Here is a 19,205-nt window from a genome sequence, read left to right as displayed (position 1 = left end):
ATGAGAGGTGGACTGAGCACGATGCTCGAGCCACGCACTGAGGTAGCGGCGGTTCTTCGCGACCCGCTGCTGCGCGCCGATCTCGCCGCACCGCCGCGCACCCTGGTCGACATCCTGACCAGCACCGCCCTCGCCCACCCTGACGCACCGGCCGTCGACGACGGCACCGTCGTGCTCAGCTACATGGAACTGATCGCCGCGATCGAGGCCAGGATGGCCGAGCTCACCGAGGCGGGCGTGCGACCGGGCGACCGGGTGGGCGTACGGATGCCGTCGGGCAGCGCCGAGCTCTACGTGACGATTCTGGCCGTGCTCTACTGCGGCGCGGCCTACGTGCCCGTCGACGCCGACGACCCGCAGGAGCGAGCCAAACTCGTCTTCGGCGAGGCGCGGGTGAGCGCGATCGCCACCGGCGACGGCATCGAGTCGGCCACCACGGCTACGGGCGAACACGACTGGAACACCCTGCCCACCCCCGCCGACGACGCGTGGATCATCTTCACCTCCGGCTCCACCGGCACCCCCAAGGGCGTGGCGGTCACCCATCGCAACGCCGCCGCCTTCGTCGACGCCGAAGCCCGCCTGTTCCTGCAGAAGGCCCCGATCAGTCCCGGCGACCGCGTGCTGGCCGGACTCTCGGTGGCCTTCGACGCCTCCTGCGAGGAAATGTGGCTGGCCTGGCGCAACGGCGCCTGCCTCGTCCCCGCCCCGCGCGACCTGGTGCGCACCGGCGCCGACCTCGGCCCGTGGTTGATGCGCCGCGAGATCAGCATCGTCTCCACGGTGCCCACGCTGGCCGCGACCTGGCCCGCCGAAGCGCTGGAATCGGTGCGGCTGTTGATCTTCGGCGGCGAAGCGGTGCCCCCGGAACTGGCCGAACGGCTCGCCGGCGCCGACCGCGAAGTGTGGAACACCTACGGCCCCACCGAGGCGACCGTCGTCGCCTGCGCCGCCCTGCTCACCGGCGAGATGCCCGTTCGGATCGGCCTGCCCCTCGACGGCTGGGATCTGGCTGTCGTCGACCCCCAGGGCAACCCGGTGGCCGAAGGCGAGACCGGTGAACTCGTGATCGGCGGCGTCGGTCTCGCCCGCTATCTCGATCCCGCCAAGGACGCCGAGAAGTACGCCCCGCTGCCCTCGCTCGGCTGGGAACGCGCTTATCGCAGTGGCGATTTGGTCCGCAACGACTACCAGGGCCTGATCTTCCTCGGCCGCGCCGACGACCAGATCAAGATCGGCGGCCGTCGCATCGAGCTCGGCGAGCTCGACAATGCGCTACAGCACCTGCCCGGTGTCAGCGGTGCTGCTGCCGCGATCCGAACCACCAAGGCGGGCAACAAGATCCTCGTCGGCTACCTCACCGGCGCCGGTCCCGATTTCGACGTGAAGAAGGCCAGAGAGATTCTGGCCGAACAACTTCCGGCGCCGCTGGTGCCGCGCCTGGCGATCGTCGCCGATTTGCCTACGCGCACCTCCGGCAAGGTCGACCGCGACGCGCTGCCGTGGCCGCTGCCGAGCACCGACGAACCCGCCGAGACAGGGCTGTCGGGCACGGCGGCCTGGGTGGCGAGTCTGTGGGACGCGATCCTGGGCGCCGAACCCACCGACCTCGATGCGGAATTCTTCGATCTGGGCGGCGGTTCGCTCTCGGCGGCCCAACTCGTCGGCGCGTTGCGTGAGCGGTACCCACACGTCACCGTCGCCGATCTCTACGACCACCCGCGACTCGGCTCGCTGGTCGAGCTCCTCGACGGCAGCGCCCCGGTCGCGGCCGTCGACGTGCGCGTCGTCGAACCGACACCGCTGCGCGCGCAGATCACCCAGGTACTCGCCACGATTCCGCTGACCACCCTCACCGGATTGCAGTGGGTCACCTGGCTGACCGTGGTCTCGGGCATCGCGGGTTGGTCGGGTTCGCTGCCGTGGCTGCCGCGCCTGTCGTGGTGGTGGATCCTGCTGGCGTTCGTGCTGTTCATCTCGCCGATCGGCCGGATGACGATCTGCGTGGTCGGTGCGAGAATCCTGCTCGCCGGGCTGCGTCCCGGTTCCTATCCCCGCGGGTCGTCCGTGCACTTACGCCTGTGGGCCGCTGTCCGCCTGTCCGAAGCCAGTGGCGCCGAAAGTCTTTCCGGCGCACCACTGATGGTCCCGTTCGCGCGGGCACTCGGCGCCAAGATCGGCAAGGGCGTCGACCTGCACAGCCTCCCCCCGGTCACCGGCATGCTCGAACTCGGCGACGGCGCCAGCGTGGAACCCGAAGTGGACCTGTCCGGCTACTGGGTCGACGGCGACATCGTGCACATCGGCGCCATCACCATCGGTGACGGCGCGGTGATCGGCGCCCGCTCGATCCTGTTGCCCGGCACCAAGATCGGCAAGAAGGCCGAGATCGCGCCCGGCTCCGCGGTATCGGGCAAGGTCAAGGGCGAACAGGAATGGGCCGGCTCGCCCGCCACCAAGACCGGCAAGGCGCCGCGCCGCTGGCCCGACCACTCCCCCGAACGCGCCAGGCACTGGCTGGTCGTATTCGGTCTGTCGTCGATGGTGCTGGCCGCGATGCCCGTGTTCGGCCTCGCCGTCGGCGGCACTTTCATCGCCTGGTGGGTCCGCGAGGAGACCACCATCAGCGCCGCCGCCCTGCGCGGTTTCGCCATCCTGCCGCTGGCCACTCTGCTCAGTCTCGGCGTCTACGCCGTGGCCACCGTGATCGCGGTGCGCCTGCTCAGCATCGGTCTGCGCGAGGGCTACCACCCCGTGCGCAGCCGCACCGGCTGGCAGGTGTGGGCCACCGAGCGTCTGCTCGACTCCGCCCGCACCTTCCTGTTCCCGCTCTACGCCAGCCTGCTCACCCCGGTCTGGCTGCGGTTGCTCGGCGCGAAGATCGGCAAGAACGTCGAGGCGTCGACCGTGCTGATGCTGCCCAAGTTCACCGTGATCTCCGACGGCGCGTTCCTGGCCGACGACACCATGATCGGCAGCTACGAACTCGGCGGCGGCTGGCTGCGCATCGGCGAATCCAAGGTCGGCAAGCGGGCCTTCCTCGGCAATTCGGGGATGACCGCGCCCGGTCGGCGCGTGCCCAAGAACGGCCTCGTCGCGGTGCTCTCGGCCGCTCCGAACAAGGCGAAGGCGGGCTCGTCGTGGCTGGGCAGTCCGCCGGTGCGGTTGCGTCGCGCGACCGAGTCCAGTGACACCTCGCGCACCTTCGATCCGCCGCTGCGGTTGAAGCTGGCGCGGGCCTTCGTGGAGACGTGCCGCTTGATCCCGGTGATGGTGACCTTCGCCATCGGACTCGGGGTACTGCTCGTGCTCGCCCTGATCGCCCAGCACACCGACTACCTGGTCGCGGCTCTCGTCTCGGGCCTGGTCCTGATGGCCGCGGGCGCGCTGGCGGGGACCATCGCCGTGGCGGCGAAGTGGTTGATCGTCGGGCGAATTCGCGCGATCGAATACCCGCTGTGGAGCTCGTTCGTGTGGCGCAACGAGGTCTCCGACGCCTTCGTCGAGACCGTCGCGGCGCCGTGGTTCGCGCGTGCCGCGACGGGTACTCCCGTCATGAATCTGTGGCTGCGCGGACTCGGTGCCAAGATCGGCCGCGGGGTATGGTGCGAGTCCTATTGGCTACCGGAGGCGGACCTGGTGACACTCGGTGACGGCGCGACCGTGGAGCGCGGCTGCGTGGTGCAAACGCACCTGTTCCACGACCGAATCATGTCCATGGACACGGTGACCCTCGAAGCGGGCGCCACCCTCGGACCGCACTGCGTCGCCCTGCCCGCCGCGCACATCGGCGCGGGCGCCACCATCGGACCGGCGTCGCTGGTTATGCGCGGCGATGTGGTTCCGCCCTCGACTCGCTGGTGGGGCAACCCCATCTCGCACTGGACCGATCCTGCCGTGACGCGGGAGTCGAGGCAGCGCGGAGCCGCCTGATGCGGAGCAAGTTCTACGAGGAACCCATCGATGCCTACCTGCCGCAGAACGGCAATCGCGGCTATCGCGTGTCCCGCTACGAGTTGGAGCTGAGCTACAAACCGGCCAGCAACCGGCTCGCCGGGCGCGCGGTGATCATCGCGGTCACCACGACGGTGCGGCCGTGGTTCACCCTCGACATGTCGCAGGCGCTGATGGTGTCGAAGGTGCTCGTGAACGGGTCGAAGGCGGTGAAATTCGTCCATCAGCAGGGCAAGCTCGCGCTCACGCCACAGCAGAAGATCCCCGCCGGTGGCGTTCTCGAGATCACCGTCCACTACGCGGGCACCCCCAAGCCGGTGCGCGGGCCGTGGGGCGAGGTCGGCTGGGAAGAACTCACCGAGGGTGCGCTGGTCGCGAGTCAGCCCAACGGCGCGGCCTCTTGGTTCCCGTGCGACGACCACCCGAGTTCCAAAGCGTCCTACCGGATTTCGATCACCACCGACAGCCCGTTCCTCGCACTGGCCAACGGCACCCTGCTCAGCAAACAGCCCAAGGCCAGCCAGACCACCTGGGTGTACGAGATGGCCGAGCCGATGGCGAGCTATCTGGCGACGATCCAGATCGGCGGCTATCGCAAGTACCGGGTCGGCGCCGCAGGCGAACCGGTGCCGATGCACGCTGTCATCCCACCCCGATTGCGGGCGAGCTTCGACCACGACTTCGCGCGCCAGCCCGAGATGATGGCGTTGTTCACCGAGCGGTTCGGGCCGTACCCGTTCGACGATTACACCGTGGTCGTCACCGACGACGAACTCGACATCCCGATCGAAGCGCAGGGTATCTCGATCTTCGGCGCCAACCATTGCGATGGCAAGCGCGGCGCCGAACGACTCGTCGCACACGAACTCGCGCATCAGTGGTTCGGCAACAGCCTCACGCTGAAGCGATGGCAGGACATCTGGCTGCACGAAGGTTTCGCCTGTTACGCGGAATGGATCTGGTCCGAAGCCTCCGGTGGGCCGACCGCCGATCAGCTGGCCCGGGCCGCGCGAGCGAACCTCGCGCGGCAGCCGCAGGACATCATCGTCGGCGATCCCGGACCCAAGGACATGTTCGACGACCGGGTCTACAAGCGTGGCGCACTCACCCTGCACGCGCTGCGGCTGGAACTGCGCGATCACCTGTTCTTCGAACTGATCAGGGAGTGGACCGCGCGGTACCGGCACTCTTCTATTACTACGGAGGAATTCGTCGACCTGGCGGGCCACTACAGTGTGGCGCCGCTGCGGGGGCTGTTCGCGATCTGGCTCGGAACCAAGCCGCTGCCACAATTACCGCCGCTGGGCGGGCAGGCGCATCAGAACACCAGGTAGCGCTGGGCCAGTTCCTCGATGAGCGGATCCTCGGCCTGCACCATCTCCAGTGCCTCGAGGTCGTCGGCCACCGAAATGGTCCTGGCGTCGTCGTGCTCGGGATCCGGCCCGTCCTGGGCGAGCTGGCGTTGCAATTTCGCTCGGACTCTGTCTTTCAGTGAATCGCCCATAGGTCCAGCTTGCCCGGTATTCGGGTCACGAACCACTCTCAGACGGGCGTGAGCCAGGTTCCCCACGGCGTGTTACGGAGCACGGAATAGACGGCGAGCAGCCCGAAGAAGGACCACACGGTCACCGGGCTCAGGCTGGGCAGACGCCACCGTTGGCCGCGGCGAGCGCGCAGGATCCAGTCGATGACGAAGACCGCGAACGCGACGGTCAGCGGCACGGCGAGCAGATTGCTGTGCAGCGAGTCGATGATGTTGCCGTCGGTGAGGTTGTGCATCGCGCGCATGCCGCCGCAGCCGGGGCAGTACACCCCGAACAGCACGTAGACCGGGCACAGGCCGTAGGAACCCTCGACGTGCGGGTCACGGAAATGCAGCAGGGCCAGCGTGCCGATGCCGAGACCGGCGGCGATCACCGGGGGCGTCATCCGCTGCCAGGTCGAGCGCGGGGCACCCCGGTTCGGGTCTGCGCCGGAAAACTCGGCCGTGACGTGCGTTTTGTCCACTCCCCTACGGTAGCGGCGGCCGATCACCGCCGCCAGCAGACGCCTGGCGCGAACGATGCCTGATCGTGCTCTTTCCGTGTAATTTTTCGCCGATTTCTGGCGATTTCACAATGCCGACACACCCGGTGACTCAGTTCACAACAAGTGGGACACTGTGACCCGCTAACACTAGCTAGCACCCCAGCTCGCACTGTACGGTGGCCTACGACACAAAGGAGTGCCACATGCTTGCGAAGTCGATGATGACGCTCGCGGCAGCGCGAACCATGGTCTCTCACCTCGAGACCGGCGCACTGACCGCACAGTTCCGTGCCGGGCTGCGTACCCGCAGTTTCGCCACCGCGAAACTCAACGCTCCCACCGCCGAGCACCGGGTCGTCCCGGTGACCACCGCGGACGGCGCGCAGCTCCGGGTCCACGTCTACGGTCCCGATACCGCCCCCACCCTGGTCCTCATCCATGGCTGGGCCTGCAGTATCGAATACTGGAACCCGCAGATCACCGCCTTCGCCGGCGAGTACCGCGTGGTCAGCTACGACCAGCGCGGCCACGGCGAGTCCACCCTCGGCACCGCCGTCCCCAGCGAGCACACCCTCGCCGACGATCTGTCCACCGTCCTCGACGCGACGCTGCGCGGGGACGAGAAGGCCGTCCTGGCCGGGCACAGCATGGGCGGGCTCACCATTCAGGCCTGGGCCAAGCATCACCCCGAGCAGGTCTCGCAGCGCGCGTCCGCCGTGCTGCTGGCCAACACCGCCAATGCCGCGATCCGCTGGGAAACCGACATGGTGCCGGTGCTGAACAAGCAGCTCACCGTCGGTCAGTACCCGGTCACCCTGCTCGGCGCGCCGGTGCGGATGCCGCAGCCGGTGAGCGAGTCGCTGCTGTTCGCGCCGCTGCCGATCCCCGGCGGCTGGCTCACCCAGCAGATTCTCCGCAGTCGCGTGCTCACCGCCGAGGCCACCGCCGACGAGGTCGACTTCGCGATGGGCATCGTCCGCTCCTGCCGTCCGATCGCGCGTGCCCGCCACGCCGCCGCCATGGCCGACATGGATCTGTCCGCAGGCACCGCCAACCTGACCGTGCCGACCACCGTGATCGCCAGCGCCAGGGACCGGCTGCTCCCGCAGCGCCTTTCGCGCCCGATCGTCGACATCCTGCGCCGCACCGGCCACCTGGCCGATTTCCATGTGCTGCCGCATGGTCACCTCAGCAATGTCGAAGACACCGACGCCTTCGACGCCGTGGTGCACCAGATCCTGCGCAGCTCCTCGAACTCTCGGGCCACCCGCCGCAACGTCGCTGCCCGCTGACCCGAGCCAGTTCTCCTGAGACCGATCAACGGCGATCGGCTCAGGAGTAACCGCGAAGAAGGCCCCCGACCTCGTCGGGGGCCTTTGTCGTCGGGTCAGGGGAGCAGCAGACCCCAATACAGTGCCCAGAGCACGAAACCTGTTCCACCGCAGACCAACAGGGCCCATCGGATCCGCGCACCAGCGCTTGCTTCGCCCAGGGTGTGCCGGGCGCGGACGAGCACGACCCCGAGGGCGACCACCGCACCGAGCGCGACCAGCTGCAATGCCAGCCACGGCAGGGTGCGGCCGAACAACAGGGGGCCGAACGAGGTCGCGCGGGTGGTGAGAATGTAGCCGAGCTGGACCACAGTGCCCACGATGCCGATCGCTGTCGCGCACACCAATACTCGGGCGGGTCGCGGATCGGGCAGCCGCCAACGCCCGACCAACCCGGTGAACGCGTAGCCGCTCAGTGCCAGGATCGTGCCGAACAACAGGGTCAGTTGCACCGCGGTCGATTCCCACCAGGAGGCCGGGGTCAACGCTCGCACCGGATGCCCCTGTGCCGCAGGCTGATCCGCGGCCGGAGGTGTTGCCGAACCGGGAAGACCGTTGACCCAATCACCCATGAGCTCGCCGTATCCCGGCGCCAACCCGGGAAGTTTGTCGAAGCCGTCGGTGGTCGGCTGTCCGGCGTGCTGAGCGTTCGGGAGAGTGCGCAGCGTGTAGTTCGTTTTTCCGATGTGGTCGAAGGCGGCCTGGAAGCCGCGCAGACTGTCGCCGGGCGGGGTGAGACGGTCCTGGTCACCCCAGATCGCGAGGACCGGCTGCGTGATCTTCTTCAGGACCGGGATCGGGTCGTAGTCGGCCTGTGCGAATTGATCGGCGGCTACCAGCTGGCGAATACCGTTGCGGGCCAATACATCCACCATCGACCCGCGGACGCCTGCCGCACCGAACCTGGTCTCGTTGGCCCACGCCTGTTGCGCGGCGGGCTGTGCCGAGTTGGCGGCGACCGTGATCAAGAAGGCGGCCTCGGTGGATCGTGAAGCAGCCAGTGGCGCGACCCATCCGCCCTCCGACAGTCCCCACAGACCGACTCGAGCCGGATCGACTTCGGGCCGATTCCGCAGCGCGGCAAGCCCTGCCAGCGCATCGTCGGCCAGGAGCGCATAGTCGCGGTGCGCAGGCGTGTATCCCTCGGTGCGCTTGTCGTAGCGCAACGCGACGACACCCGCTCGGGCGAACGCCTCGGCGATCAGGTCGTAGTGCTCACCGCTGCCGTTGCCCGAGCCGTGGACGAGCACGACGCCCGGCCTACCGGTCGCTCCCGCCGGGGCGTGCACTGTGCCGGAGGTGGTTGTGCCGTCTGTGCGGGTGAACGTGATGTCGACGGCGACGGTGTTCTGCGCGTGCGCCGCCGGAAATCCGGCGACGGCGGCGATCATGACGGTGAGCAGGATGATTCGTCGGAGGGTCGAGAGCACGCCATGTCCTAGTCTGCGGTGTTCGTGCGAGGTGCGGGAAAGGCGAGAAAGCGCGTCAGCACGCGGCGGGCGCCGGGGCGATCCTGCGGGTGAGACTGCTGAAAACGCTTGAGCAGCACCATGTAGTCCTCGAAGAATTCCTCGAGTTCGGCAGGCGTCGCGTAGATCGCGCCGCGCGAGAAGGGCATCATGTCGGCCCACTCACCCAACTCGGCACGCTCGGCCTGAAAACGCTGGAACATCTCGATGTCCTCGGTGATGTGCTGGGCGACAAGACCTTCCATCAGCTCACGCAACTCCGGCGACTGTTCGCGATCCATCCGGTAGCGCAGATCTTTCGGCGGCGAACGCCACCACCGTTCCTTACCCTTGGCCAGTTCGGGCGCCTCTTCGATGAAGCCGTGTTCGGCGAGCTGACGCAGGTGATAACTGGTCGCGCCGGTGTTCTCGCCCAGCCGAGTCCCCAGCGCTGTCGCGGTCGCCGGCCCGTTCTCGGCGAGCGCGCGCAGGATGCGCTGACGCAAGGGATGCGCGAGCGCCCGCAGCGCCGCGGGATCGGTGATCTCTCTGGGCGGTACCTCGTCGACCATAGTTACAACGTACTCTTTGCACAGACTTGTTTGCAAAGAACTTTATGCAACATGGAACCGCCCGAGGCACGATCGTCCCTGAATACAGCAAAAGACCCTCCCCGGTTTCCCGGAAAGGGTCTTCGACCTCAGAGCCGCCTGGGGGAATCGAACCCCCGACCTTTTCATTACGAGTGAAGCGCTCTACCGACTGAGCTAAGGCGGCGTGCCATTTAGGCGACGCGAGTCTATCGCGGGAACCGGTAGAACGCGAAAACGGGTGGTCAGGTGGTGCGGACGGCGATGAGGGTGGCGACCATGGCGGCGATGGCGAAGCGGGGTTTGACGTTGAGGTCGAGGGCTTCGCGGCAGGCCAGGACGGCGTCGATGCTGCGCAGGAGGCCTTCGGGGCGGACATGGGTGGCGAGGTCGGTGATCTCGCTTGCCATGTCGGGGTGGGTGAGGGTGATGGGGGTGCCGCGACCCGCGAAACGCATGGCCAGGGCGTCGCGGTACATGCCCGCGATGTCGATGAGGGCGCGGTCGAGTGCGTCGCGGCCGGTGCGGGTGGCACGGGATTTCTGGCGGCGCTCCAGGTCTTTGAGGACACCGGCCGAACCGCGGGTGGCCGAGGCGGAGCCCTTGCCGGTACCGCCTGCGCCGAGGGCGGTGGCGAGTTCGTCGCGTTCGCGGTCGTCGCGGTCGGCGCTCATCAACTTGGCTTCGTCGTCGGCGGATTTCACCAGTTCGTCGGCGGCGGCGTAGGCGGCGCCGGGGCGCTCGGTCGCGATGACCAGGGCGAGGGCGCGCTTGCGTCGCTGGCGGGAATCTTCGTCGGTGGCGAGGCGGCGAGCGCGGCCGACGTGGCCGCCGCTGACCGAAGCCGCCCAGTCGGCGGTCTTCGCGTCGAGTTGGTCGCGCTCGCGCAGGACCTGTGCGATAGCGGGGACGGTCGGGGTCACCAGGTGGACGTGTCTGCAGCGCGAGCGCAGGGTGACGGAGATGTCCTCGGGGTCGACGGTGGGGGCGCACAGCAGGAAGACGGTGCGGTCCGGTGGTTCTTCGACGACCTTGAGCAAGGCATTGGCGGCGCCCTCGGTCAGGCGGTCGGCGTCTTCGACGACCACGACCTGCCATCGACCGGTACTCGGGCGACGGGCCGCGATCTGCACGATCGCCCGCATCTCCTTGGTACTGATGCTCAGACCCTCGGGGATGATGCGCCGCACGTCGCCGTGGGTACCGGCCACCGTGGTGGTGCAGGCGTGGCACTTCCCGCAGCCGACGATGTCGGGATCGGTGCACTCCAGCGCCGCCGCGAAACACAGCGCCGCGACCGACCGCCCCGACCCGGGCGGCCCGGTGAACAGCCACGAATGCGTCATCGCCCCGGTGACCACCCCGGCCCGCGCCGCCTTCGCGGCAGCGGCCAGCTCGGCCTCGACCACGTCCTGGCCGACCAGTCGATCGAAGACACCTGCCACGCGCTACACCCTAGCCACGGGGTCCGACAGCCTTCCGGACGCCTGGTTCATCGACAATCAGCGGATGCGGTAGCCGGCTTCGCCGATAGCTCAACCGTCTTCTGTCCCAGCGGATTTCGCTGTGGCCTTCTTCGCCGGAGCCTTCTTGGCGGCGGTCTTCTTCGCGGTCGTCTTCTTGGCCGTGGTCTTGGTGGCCGTCTTGGTGGCGGTCGACTTCGCCGCGGCCTTCTTGGCCGGCGCCTTCTTGGCCGCCTTCTTCGCGGTGGTCTTCTTCGCCGCCTTCTTCACCGGACCACGCGCCCGGCGATCGGCGAGCAGTTCGGAGGCGCGCTCGTCGGTGATCGACTCGACCTCGTCGCCCTTGCGCAGGCTGGCGTTGGTCTCGCCGTCGGTGACGTACGGACCGAAGCGGCCGTCTTTGATCACCATCGGCTTGTCGGTGGCGGAGTCGTTGCCCAGCTCACGCAGCGGTGCCGCGGCCGAGGCCTGACGCCCGCGACGCTTGGGCTCGGCGTAGAGCTTCAGCGCCTCCTCGAGGGTGACCGAGAACAGCTGATCCTCGGTCGCCAGCGAACGGGAATCGGTGCCCTTCTTCAGATACGGGCCGTAGCGGCCGTTCTGCGCGGTGATCTCCTCGCCCGAGGTGGGGTCGTTGCCGACCACGCGGGGCAACGACAGCAGCATCAGCGCGTCGTCGAGGGTGATCTCGGCCAGGTCCATCGACTTGAACAGCGAACCGGTGCGCGGCTTGACCTCCGCGGCCTTCTTGGTCTTCTTCGCGGGCGCGGCGTCCGGGTCGGGTGCGGGCGGTTCCGGCAGTACCTCGGTGACGTACGGGCCGAAACGTCCTTCCTTGGCGACGATTTCGTGCCCCGACACCGGGTCGACGCCGAGCGAACGCCCCTCCTGCGGCGTCGAGAACAGCTTCTCGGCGACCTCGGGAGTCAGCTCGTCGGGCGGCAGATCGTCGGGCAGGTTCGCCCGCTGCGAGATCCGATCACCTTCGGGGTCATCGGGATTGATGATCATCCGCTCGAGATACGGACCGAAGCGGCCGACGCGGACCACGACATCGCGGCCCTCTTCGTCGACGAACATCTTGATCGAGTTCACTTCGCGCGCGTCGATGTCGTCGAGCTGCACGGAGACCATCTTCTTCAGGCCACCCGAGCGCGCGACCGAACCCTCGGCGCCGGATTCGCCGCCGAAGTAGAAGCTGGACAACCAGTTTCCGCGCTGCTCGCGTCCACCGGCGATCGCGTCGAGGTCGTCTTCCATCGCGGCGGTGAAGTCGAAGTCCACGAGCCGACCGAAGTAGGCCTCGAGCAGTCCCACCACCGCGAACGCCACCCAGGCCGGGGCCAGCGCGCTACCGCGCTTGTAGACGTATCCGCGATCGAGGATCGTCTTGATGATCGAGGAGTAGGTCGACGGGCGGCCGATGCCGAGGTCTTCCAGCGTCTTGATCAGCGAGGCTTCGGTGTAGCGGGCGGGCGGGTTGGTGCTGTGGCCGTCGGGGGTGAGTTCGACGGCGGTGACGCTCTGGCCCTCTTCCAGTGCGGGCAAACGAGATTCGGCGTCGTCGGACTGGCCGCCCGCCTCCTCGTCCACACTCTCGACGTAGGCCTTGAGGAACCCGGCGAAGGTGATGGTGCGACCCGAGGACGAGAACACGCACTCCTCGCCGGTTCGCGCGGTGCCGGTGATGCGCAGCGTCAGCGTGGTGCCGCGGGCGTCGACCATCTGCGAGGCGACCGTGCGCTGCCAGATCATCTCGTAGAGCTTGAACTCGTCGTTGTCGACCTTGGAGGCCAGCTGACCGGGCGTCATGAACGTGTCACCCGAGGGACGAATCGCCTCGTGTGCCTCCTGCGCGTTCTTGACCTTGCGGGTGTACTGACGCGGCGACGGCGAGACATACTCCGCGCCGTAGAGCTGGGTCGCCTGCGAGCGTGCTGCCGCGATGGCCGACTCCGACAGCGTCGTGGAGTCGGTACGCATATAGGTGATGTAGCCGTTTTCATACAGCCGCTGCGCGACCCGCATCGTGCGCTCGGAGGTGAACCGCAGCTTGCGACCCGCTTCCTGCTGCAACGTGGAGGTCATGAACGGCGGATACGGCTTGCGCGTGTAGGGCTTGGCCTCGGCCGAGCTGACTTCGAGCGCGGCGCCGTCGAGCGCCTCGGCCAGCCTGCGGGCGTAGGCCTCGTCGAGCACGACGACACCGGTGGCCGACTTGAGCTGACCGTCGGAGCCGAAATCGCGACCGGAGGCGACGCGGTCGCCGGAGACCTGAACCAGGCGCGCGCCGAACGTGCGCGGGTTGGTCGAATCGGACTTCTCGTCGGGACCCGCGTCGAGCTTTGCGGCGATATCCCAGTACCCGGCGGAGCGGAACGCGATGCGCTCACGCTCACGCTGGACGATCACCCGGGTGGCGACGGACTGCACGCGACCGGCGGAAAGCCGCGGCATGACCTTCTTCCACAGCACCGGAGAGACCTCGTAGCCGTAGAGGCGGTCCAGGATGCGGCGGGTCTCCTGGGCGTCTACCAGGTCGTTATCGAGCTCGCGCGTGTCGGCGGCGGCGGCGAGGATGGCCGGCTCGGTGATCTCGTGGAAGACCATCCGGCGAACCGGGACCTTCGGCTTGAGCGTTTCGAGCAGGTGCCAGGCGATCGCCTCGCCCTCACGGTCGGGGTCGGTGGCGAGATAGAGCTCGTCGGCGTCGGCCAGCAAGCTCTTGAGCTCGGCGACCTTGGCCTTCTTATCCGGGTTCACCACATAGATCGGCTCGAAGTCGTGGTCGACGTCGACACCGAGGCGAGCCCACGGTTGCCCTTTATATTTGGCAGGCACGTCGGCGGCACCGCGCGGCAAGTCACGGATGTGGCCCACCGAGGCCTCGACCGTGTAGTTGCGACCCAGATAGGGCGCGATCTTGCGGGCCTTGGTCGGCGACTCGACGATCACGAGACGACGCAGGGGTCGGCCCTGATCGGCTGAACTGCGGTCTCGTGTTGCCACCGGCGAACACCTTCCTTCTAGATCCGCGCGTCGGGAGGTCCGCTCGGTGCGCGGCTGGGGCAGACGGCGACGTTCGGACATCACCACCAGTGACGTTTATACCCTGCGCACTTGGGGTAGAGGCATTTGCGGCGTTTCACGTCGCGGGCGCTGTCCTGGGCGATGCTACCCGGAAATGACTCGTCCCCCTCCTCCGCATGCGGAGGAGGGGGACGAGGCGTTGTTGTGTTTCGCAGCTCAGGAGAGCGCGCGAACGCCGGTGGCCTGCGGGCCCTTGGTGCCCTGGCCGACCTCGAACTCGACCTTCTGGTTTTCCTCGAGGGTACGGAAGCCCGTGCCCTGGATCTCCGAGTAGTGGACGAAGACGTCAGCTGAGCCGTCCTCGGGCGCGATGAAGCCGAACCCCTTCTCCGCGTTGAACCACTTCACAGTTCCCTGTGCCATTCTGTTTCCTTCTCTTTCTACCGGAAACGGCGGACAACTGGGTTCGTCCACCGGGCCCGTTCCGACCGCTGTACCGTTGGTCCCCCTGCAAGGAAATCCTGAGCACGGCGTTCGCAACAACGATCCTGCTGATGGTTTGGACCTTGGATCCGTCCCTCGAACACAGAAGCTTGCGACCGAGACCCAGTGAACCATGTCTCTGAGCAATTCGACAGTCGAGTTACCGAGTATTTGCAAAATTCATGATCTTGCGAATGTGCAGGTAAGGGAGAGATTGGGTGTATCCGTACTTTTGGTCTGTTTGCTTCTTGATAACCGAGTGAGCTTCCAGCAAACATGCTGTGACCCAGATCGCTACTGGGTTACGAAATACCAGGTAGTGGTTGTCGCACACACACGTTTCACACTTCGCGTGTCGCGTGAGAGGAGGACTGGATGAATCCGGCAGACCGGACCGGCGTTCGGGAGCGCGATACGAGCGATAGCTACGGGCGATCGTTGCTGAATCGTGTCCTGACCGAAGCGGCCGCCGGCGGCGACCCGCTCACCCACGTGGCGGAGCTGCCCGCACAGCGCGCCGACACCACAGCGTGGCCGGACTGGGTGCCATCGGAGCTGGTCACAGCTCTGGACGCACAGGGAATCGAACTGCCGTGGGCACACCAGACCCGCACGGCCGACCTCGCGGCGACCGGAAACCACGTGGTGGTGAGCACCGGAACCGCGTCAGGGAAATCGCTCGGCTACCAGTTGCCGGTGCTCACCGCGCTGCTCGACGAGCCGCGCGCCACCGCGCTCTACCTCTCCCCCACCAAGGCGCTCGGCGCCGATCAGCTCCGCGCCGTCGGCAGCCTGATCCACGACAATCCCCTGCGTGAGGCCCACCCGGCGAGCTACGACGGCGACACTCCCGCCGAGGTCAGGCAGTGGGTACGGGCCAACGCACGCTGGATCTTCACCAATCCCGACATGCTGCACGTCGGGATTCTCCGCTCGCATCAGCGCTGGGCACGGGTGCTTCGCAACCTGCGGTATGTGGTCGTCGACGAATGCCATGCGTATAGAGGAGTGTTCGGTTCGCATGTCGCGCTGGTGCTGCGCAGGCTGCGTCGCCTCGCCCGGTTCTACGGCGCCGATCCGGTGTTCATCCTGTGCTCGGCCACCAGCGCCGATCCGGCCGCGGCGGCGAGCAGGCTGATCGGCGCGCAGGTCGTGGCTGTCACCGAGGACGGGTCGCCGCGCGGCGCCCGGACCGTCGCGCTCTGGGAGCCACCGCTGAGCGCCTCCCTGACCGGGGAGAACGGGGCGCCGGTGCGGCGGACCGCGACCAGCGAGGCAGCCAAGATCATGGCGGCGCTGGTGGCCGAGGGCGCTCGGACTCTCACCTTTGTCCGCTCGCGGCGCGGTGCTGAACTGATCGCGCTCGACACTCGTCGCGTTCTTGCCGAAACTGCCCCTGAGCTGCAAGAAAGAGTTGCCGCCTATCGGGCTGGCTATCTGGCCGAAGACCGGCGCGAACTCGAGCAGTCGCTGTCGCAGGGGACCTTGCTCGGCGCCGCCAGTACCAACGCGCTCGAACTCGGTGTCGACATCGCGGGCCTCGATGCCGTGGTCATCGCCGGTTTTCCCGGGACGGTCGCCTCGTTCTGGCAGCAGGCCGGGCGGGCGGGTAGGCGGTCACAAGGTTCGCTGGTGGTGCTCGTGGCTACCGACGACCCGCTCGACACCTACCTGGTTCACCACCCGGAAGCGCTGCTCGACCGGCCGATCGAGGCCACCATCACCGACCCGTACAACCCCTATATCCTCGGCCCCCAGCTGCTGTGCGCCGCGATGGAGCTGCCGCTCACCGACGAAGAGGTGAGCGAGCTCAGAGCCGATGAAGTGCTTGCTGACCTGGCTGAACAGGGGTTGATCCGGCGCAGGCCGAGTATCCGTGGCGTGGGTGCGCGCTGGCATGTCACCGCGCACACCCACCCACACGACGACGTGGATGTGCGCGGCGGGCTCGGTTCGCCGGTCGCGATCGTCGACGCCGAAACCGGACGACTGCTCGGCACCGCCGACGCGGGCCGAGCACCGGCCACCCTGCACACGGGGGCTGTATATCTGCACCAGGGCGAGACCTATCTCGTCGACGAGCTCGACCTCGAGGGCGGGGTCGCGTTCGTCAACGAGGTGGATCCCGGCTTCACCACCAGTTCCCGGCAGATCACCTCGATCACCGTCGAAGGGGTGATCGAGGAACGCGTGTTCGGCGCGGTGACCGCGGCGTCCGCGCAGGTCGCGGTCACCAATCAGGTCGTCGGTTACCTGCGGACGCTGGTGACCGGTGAGGTGCTCGACCAGGTGGAGCTCGATCTGCCCGCGCACACGCTGCACACCAAGGCTGTCCTCTATACCGTCACGCCCCGGCTGCTCGCCGCCGCGAACATCTCCGACGAGCAGCTACCCGGCGCGCTACACGCGGCCGAGCATGCCGCCATCGGCATGTTGCCGCTGGTCGCGGGCTGCGACCGCTGGGATATCGGCGGTGTCTCCATCGCCGAACATCCCGATACAGGCGCGCCGACGGTGTTCGTCTACGACGGGCAGCCCGGCGGCGCCGGCTTCGCCGAGCGGGGATTCGCCCAGCTCACGGACTGGTTGGCCGCCACCGCGAGTGTGATCGGCAGCTGTGCGTGCCAGGACGGGTGTCCCTCGTGCGTGCAGTCGCCCAAGTGCGGCAACGGCAACAACCCCCTGGACAAGGACGCTGCCGAACGCTTGCTGGCCGCTGTTCTCAGCGAACTTCGGACCCACCGCGACGGGCCTGCCGACACATGATGTGCACCAACCCACTACGTGACCGGCGATACACCTCACCCAAAGAATGTTGGTCACTCGTCCGAATTGGTGTTGACCAGCGAAGATATAGCGACAGGCACCCGGCCGCTGATTAAAAAGGACCACTCTTCTATTAACTGGTCCATAGCCAACCGGGATCACCGGGTGGGGCTACATCGTTCTTTTCATTTTTTTCAGGCCCAGATCAAAGAATGCGCATGAAATAGCGCAAATGCGCTTCCTGCAAATTCAGAATTGGTTCGGGGCGGAACAACCACCGACCAGTGATAACCCTTCCGAGTCACTCATTCTCTTCCACCGGACCCGCGCGTGCCGAAGCCCGCACAGTGCGCAAGCCGAACACTCCCGCCGATACATTCGCCTCGACCTCGACAACAACATCCCACTGCGCGACCGCGCACCGCCGCACCCGAACCCCCATCCGCCGAGCAATCTCCCCGGCCTCTCCACAACCCGACTCGGCGCCCTCCGCCAGCATCCCCGCCGCGGCCAACGCCCCCAGATCAGCGGCTCCCTGCGCCCGGTGCCGTGCCACCACCACCGCGCCCACTTGCCCCACCGACAATGTCAGGCAGATCAATCCCGCCAACGCCACGCAGACGAACACCGTCGCCCCGCCGGCATCCCCAGCCAGCCCACGCCACACCGAGCTCCGGGACACCGACCCGGACTCGTGCGTCAGCTTCGCCGCCCGGATCTGCGCATTTCCCGATCTATCGTGGCTTGCCGTCACGGTTCCACTCCCGGCTCGGTGACGGCTACGGCTTCGGCGCGCAGCCGCAGGCCGGGCAGGAGCGGAGTGCTCGCGGTGACGGTGGCTATTACTCGCTCTCCTTCGATCCGGAGTTCGACGCTCGCCCCGGACGGGGCTACGGTCTTGCCCGCGGTGATCGCGCGCGAAGTGTCGCCGCGAGCGGCCAGGCGGGCGGTCTCGCGGGCCGCGTCGGTGCAGCGCACCTGGGTGGATCCCGCGAGGAGGGCACCGACGCACAGGGCTACGGCGCACACCAGAGCCGCGAGGGCGATGGCGGCCTCGACCGTCACCGCACCCGCATCGGCACCGAGAGTGCTTGTGTCGCGGTGGTTTACACGCTCGTGTTGAGCGCCTTGTCGATGATGCCGGTCAGCGCGTTGACGATGCTGTCCCCGGTGACGACCCCATAGAGCACGGCCCCGAAGGCTGCGGCGGCGATCGTGCCGATTGCGTATTCCGCGGTGGACATGCCGTCGTCGTCGAGCAGCAGACGCGTGAATCGAGTGCGGGCCCCCAGGTATACGGCGTGGACGAACGTCATCGTGATCCCCTCTCTGGTTGCACCGCGCGGCTGGTCCGCGCGGTGAAGCGTCGGTGGCCTCGTCGAGGCCGGTCACAGCAGTCCTCCGTCGCCGAGCACGCTGTCCGCGAGGCCGATGACGACCGGGACGATGCCGAGACAGACGAAAGCGGGCAGGAAGCACAGGCCGAGCGGGCCGCCGATCAGCACGCCCGCGCGTTCGGCGCGTGCGACGGCAGCGTCCTCCACGGCCTCTCGGCGCTGGGTGGCCAGTTCGCCGACCGCCGTCGCCAGCGAGGCACCGGAGCGAGCCGAACGGCGGGCCATCCTGGCCAGCGACTCCACGTCATCGGCGCCGACAGACCCGGCGGCGTCGGTGGCCGCCCGCTCCCATGCCGTCGCCGGATCGGCGCCCAGCGCGAGAAGGTCTGCGGCCCTGAGCAATGCGGCCCGAAGAATCGGCGGTGCGGTCGGGGCGCTCGCTCGCGCGGCCGCGGCCATCGGCAGTCCCGCTCGTAGACACGCGGCCAGCAGATCGAATGCGGAGGCAGACCCGAGGGGGTCGACCTTCACAGCGTTTCCCTGTGCACCGGCAATGCCAACTGACGCCGGTCCGAGCGCACGTACCCGTCGACTGACGGCAACGCGCCCTGGTAACACCACGATCGCTAGCGCCGCGATCAGCAACGCCTCCGGTGAAGCAACTCCAGCCATCCCCTGCACTAGCAATCCCTCCTCGAAGTTTGATCCACACTTGTCCCCACCTGATCCGAGCCGACCTCCCGAACACCATGCGGTCAGCTCGCGGTCTGGTGGG

General features: G+C 67.6%; 15 protein-coding genes and 1 tRNA gene. 4 read left to right on the top strand and 12 right to left on the bottom strand.

Annotated features, from left to right (window positions below):
- The first annotated feature begins 21 nt into the window (after window positions 1-21).
- Complete coding sequence (locus QX204_RS33970; protein WP_301904555.1) at window positions 22-3,933, top strand: Pls/PosA family non-ribosomal peptide synthetase; 3,912 nt, start codon at window positions 22-24, stop codon at window positions 3,931-3,933.
- Window positions 3,933-5,288, top strand: coding sequence for a M1 family metallopeptidase (locus QX204_RS33965; protein WP_301904553.1), 1,356 nt, complete (start codon window positions 3,933-3,935; stop codon window positions 5,286-5,288). Before QX204_RS33970 ends, QX204_RS33965 begins: the two co-directional genes overlap by 1 nt.
- Here the strand turns inward: QX204_RS33965 and QX204_RS33960 are convergent.
- Window positions 5,273-5,458, bottom strand: coding sequence for a hypothetical protein (locus tag QX204_RS33960; protein ID WP_301904552.1), 186 nt, complete (start codon window positions 5,456-5,458; stop codon window positions 5,273-5,275). The two genes, QX204_RS33965 and QX204_RS33960, sit on opposite strands and share 16 nt — an antisense overlap.
- A gap of 38 nt (window positions 5,459-5,496) precedes the next feature.
- Window positions 5,497-5,961: a DUF2752 domain-containing protein gene (locus QX204_RS33955; RefSeq protein WP_301904551.1), complete on the bottom strand. Its 465-nt coding sequence runs from the start codon at window positions 5,959-5,961 to the stop codon at window positions 5,497-5,499.
- A gap of 224 nt (window positions 5,962-6,185) precedes the next feature.
- Here QX204_RS33955 and QX204_RS33950 point away from each other — a divergent pair, with 224 nt between their 5' ends.
- Window positions 6,186-7,274 (top strand): alpha/beta fold hydrolase, encoded by a 1,089-nt coding sequence (locus QX204_RS33950; RefSeq protein WP_301904550.1) that lies wholly within the window; start codon window positions 6,186-6,188, stop codon window positions 7,272-7,274.
- 95 nt (window positions 7,275-7,369) lie between these two features.
- On the opposite strand, the gene QX204_RS33945 is transcribed toward QX204_RS33950, so the two are convergent.
- From QX204_RS33945 to QX204_RS33920, 6 genes are all read right to left on the bottom strand, one after another.
- A complete protein-coding gene (locus QX204_RS33945) occupies window positions 7,370-8,743 on the bottom strand; it encodes an alpha/beta hydrolase family protein (RefSeq protein ID WP_301904549.1) in 1,374 nt (457 codons plus the stop codon).
- 8 nt (window positions 8,744-8,751) lie between these two features.
- Entirely contained in the window at window positions 8,752-9,333 is a 582-nt protein-coding gene (locus tag QX204_RS33940; protein ID WP_301904548.1) for an ArsR/SmtB family transcription factor, read from the bottom strand.
- A 132-nt stretch (window positions 9,334-9,465) separates the two neighbouring features.
- Window positions 9,466-9,538 (bottom strand) — tRNA-Thr (locus QX204_RS33935).
- A gap of 58 nt (window positions 9,539-9,596) precedes the next feature.
- The gene (locus tag QX204_RS33930) at window positions 9,597-10,796 is read right to left on the bottom strand and encodes a DNA polymerase III subunit delta' (protein ID WP_301904546.1); all 1,200 of its coding nucleotides are present in this window, start codon (window positions 10,794-10,796) and stop codon (window positions 9,597-9,599) included.
- A 90-nt stretch (window positions 10,797-10,886) separates the two neighbouring features.
- Window positions 10,887-13,823 (bottom strand): type I DNA topoisomerase, encoded by a 2,937-nt coding sequence (topA, locus tag QX204_RS33925; protein ID WP_301904545.1) that lies wholly within the window; start codon window positions 13,821-13,823, stop codon window positions 10,887-10,889.
- A 237-nt stretch (window positions 13,824-14,060) separates the two neighbouring features.
- Window positions 14,061-14,267, bottom strand: a complete 207-nt coding sequence (locus QX204_RS33920) for a cold-shock protein (RefSeq protein ID WP_019044597.1) — start codon at window positions 14,265-14,267, stop codon at window positions 14,061-14,063.
- 435 nt (window positions 14,268-14,702) lie between these two features.
- Here QX204_RS33920 and QX204_RS33915 point away from each other — a divergent pair, with 435 nt between their 5' ends.
- Window positions 14,703-17,093 carry a DNA 3'-5' helicase SftH gene (locus tag QX204_RS33915; protein WP_301904543.1) on the top strand — a complete coding sequence of 797 codons (2,391 nt, stop codon included), beginning with the start codon at window positions 14,703-14,705 and terminating at the stop codon, window positions 17,091-17,093.
- 301 nt (window positions 17,094-17,394) lie between these two features.
- Here QX204_RS33915 and QX204_RS33910 read toward each other — a convergent pair whose 3' ends face one another.
- From QX204_RS33910 to QX204_RS33895, 4 genes are all read right to left on the bottom strand, one after another.
- A complete protein-coding gene (locus QX204_RS33910) occupies window positions 17,395-17,775 on the bottom strand; it encodes an Rv3654c family TadE-like protein (protein WP_301904542.1) in 381 nt (126 codons plus the stop codon).
- A gap of 68 nt (window positions 17,776-17,843) precedes the next feature.
- Window positions 17,844-18,158: a TadE family type IV pilus minor pilin gene (locus tag QX204_RS33905; protein ID WP_301904540.1), complete on the bottom strand. Its 315-nt coding sequence runs from the start codon at window positions 18,156-18,158 to the stop codon at window positions 17,844-17,846.
- 41 nt (window positions 18,159-18,199) lie between these two features.
- A complete protein-coding gene (locus tag QX204_RS33900) occupies window positions 18,200-18,409 on the bottom strand; it encodes a DUF4244 domain-containing protein (RefSeq protein WP_056819118.1) in 210 nt (69 codons plus the stop codon).
- A gap of 72 nt (window positions 18,410-18,481) precedes the next feature.
- Entirely contained in the window at window positions 18,482-19,102 is a 621-nt protein-coding gene (locus QX204_RS33895) for a type II secretion system F family protein (RefSeq protein ID WP_301904539.1), read from the bottom strand.
- Window positions 19,103-19,205 lie beyond the last annotated feature (103 nt).

The sequence above is a fragment of the Nocardia sp. PE-7 genome, from assembly GCF_030486425.1.
Taxonomy (GTDB): Bacteria; Actinomycetota; Actinomycetes; order Mycobacteriales; family Mycobacteriaceae; genus Nocardia; species Nocardia salmonicida_A.
Note: the sequence above shows the minus strand (reverse complement) of the source record. Positions and strands in the feature narration are given on the sequence as shown.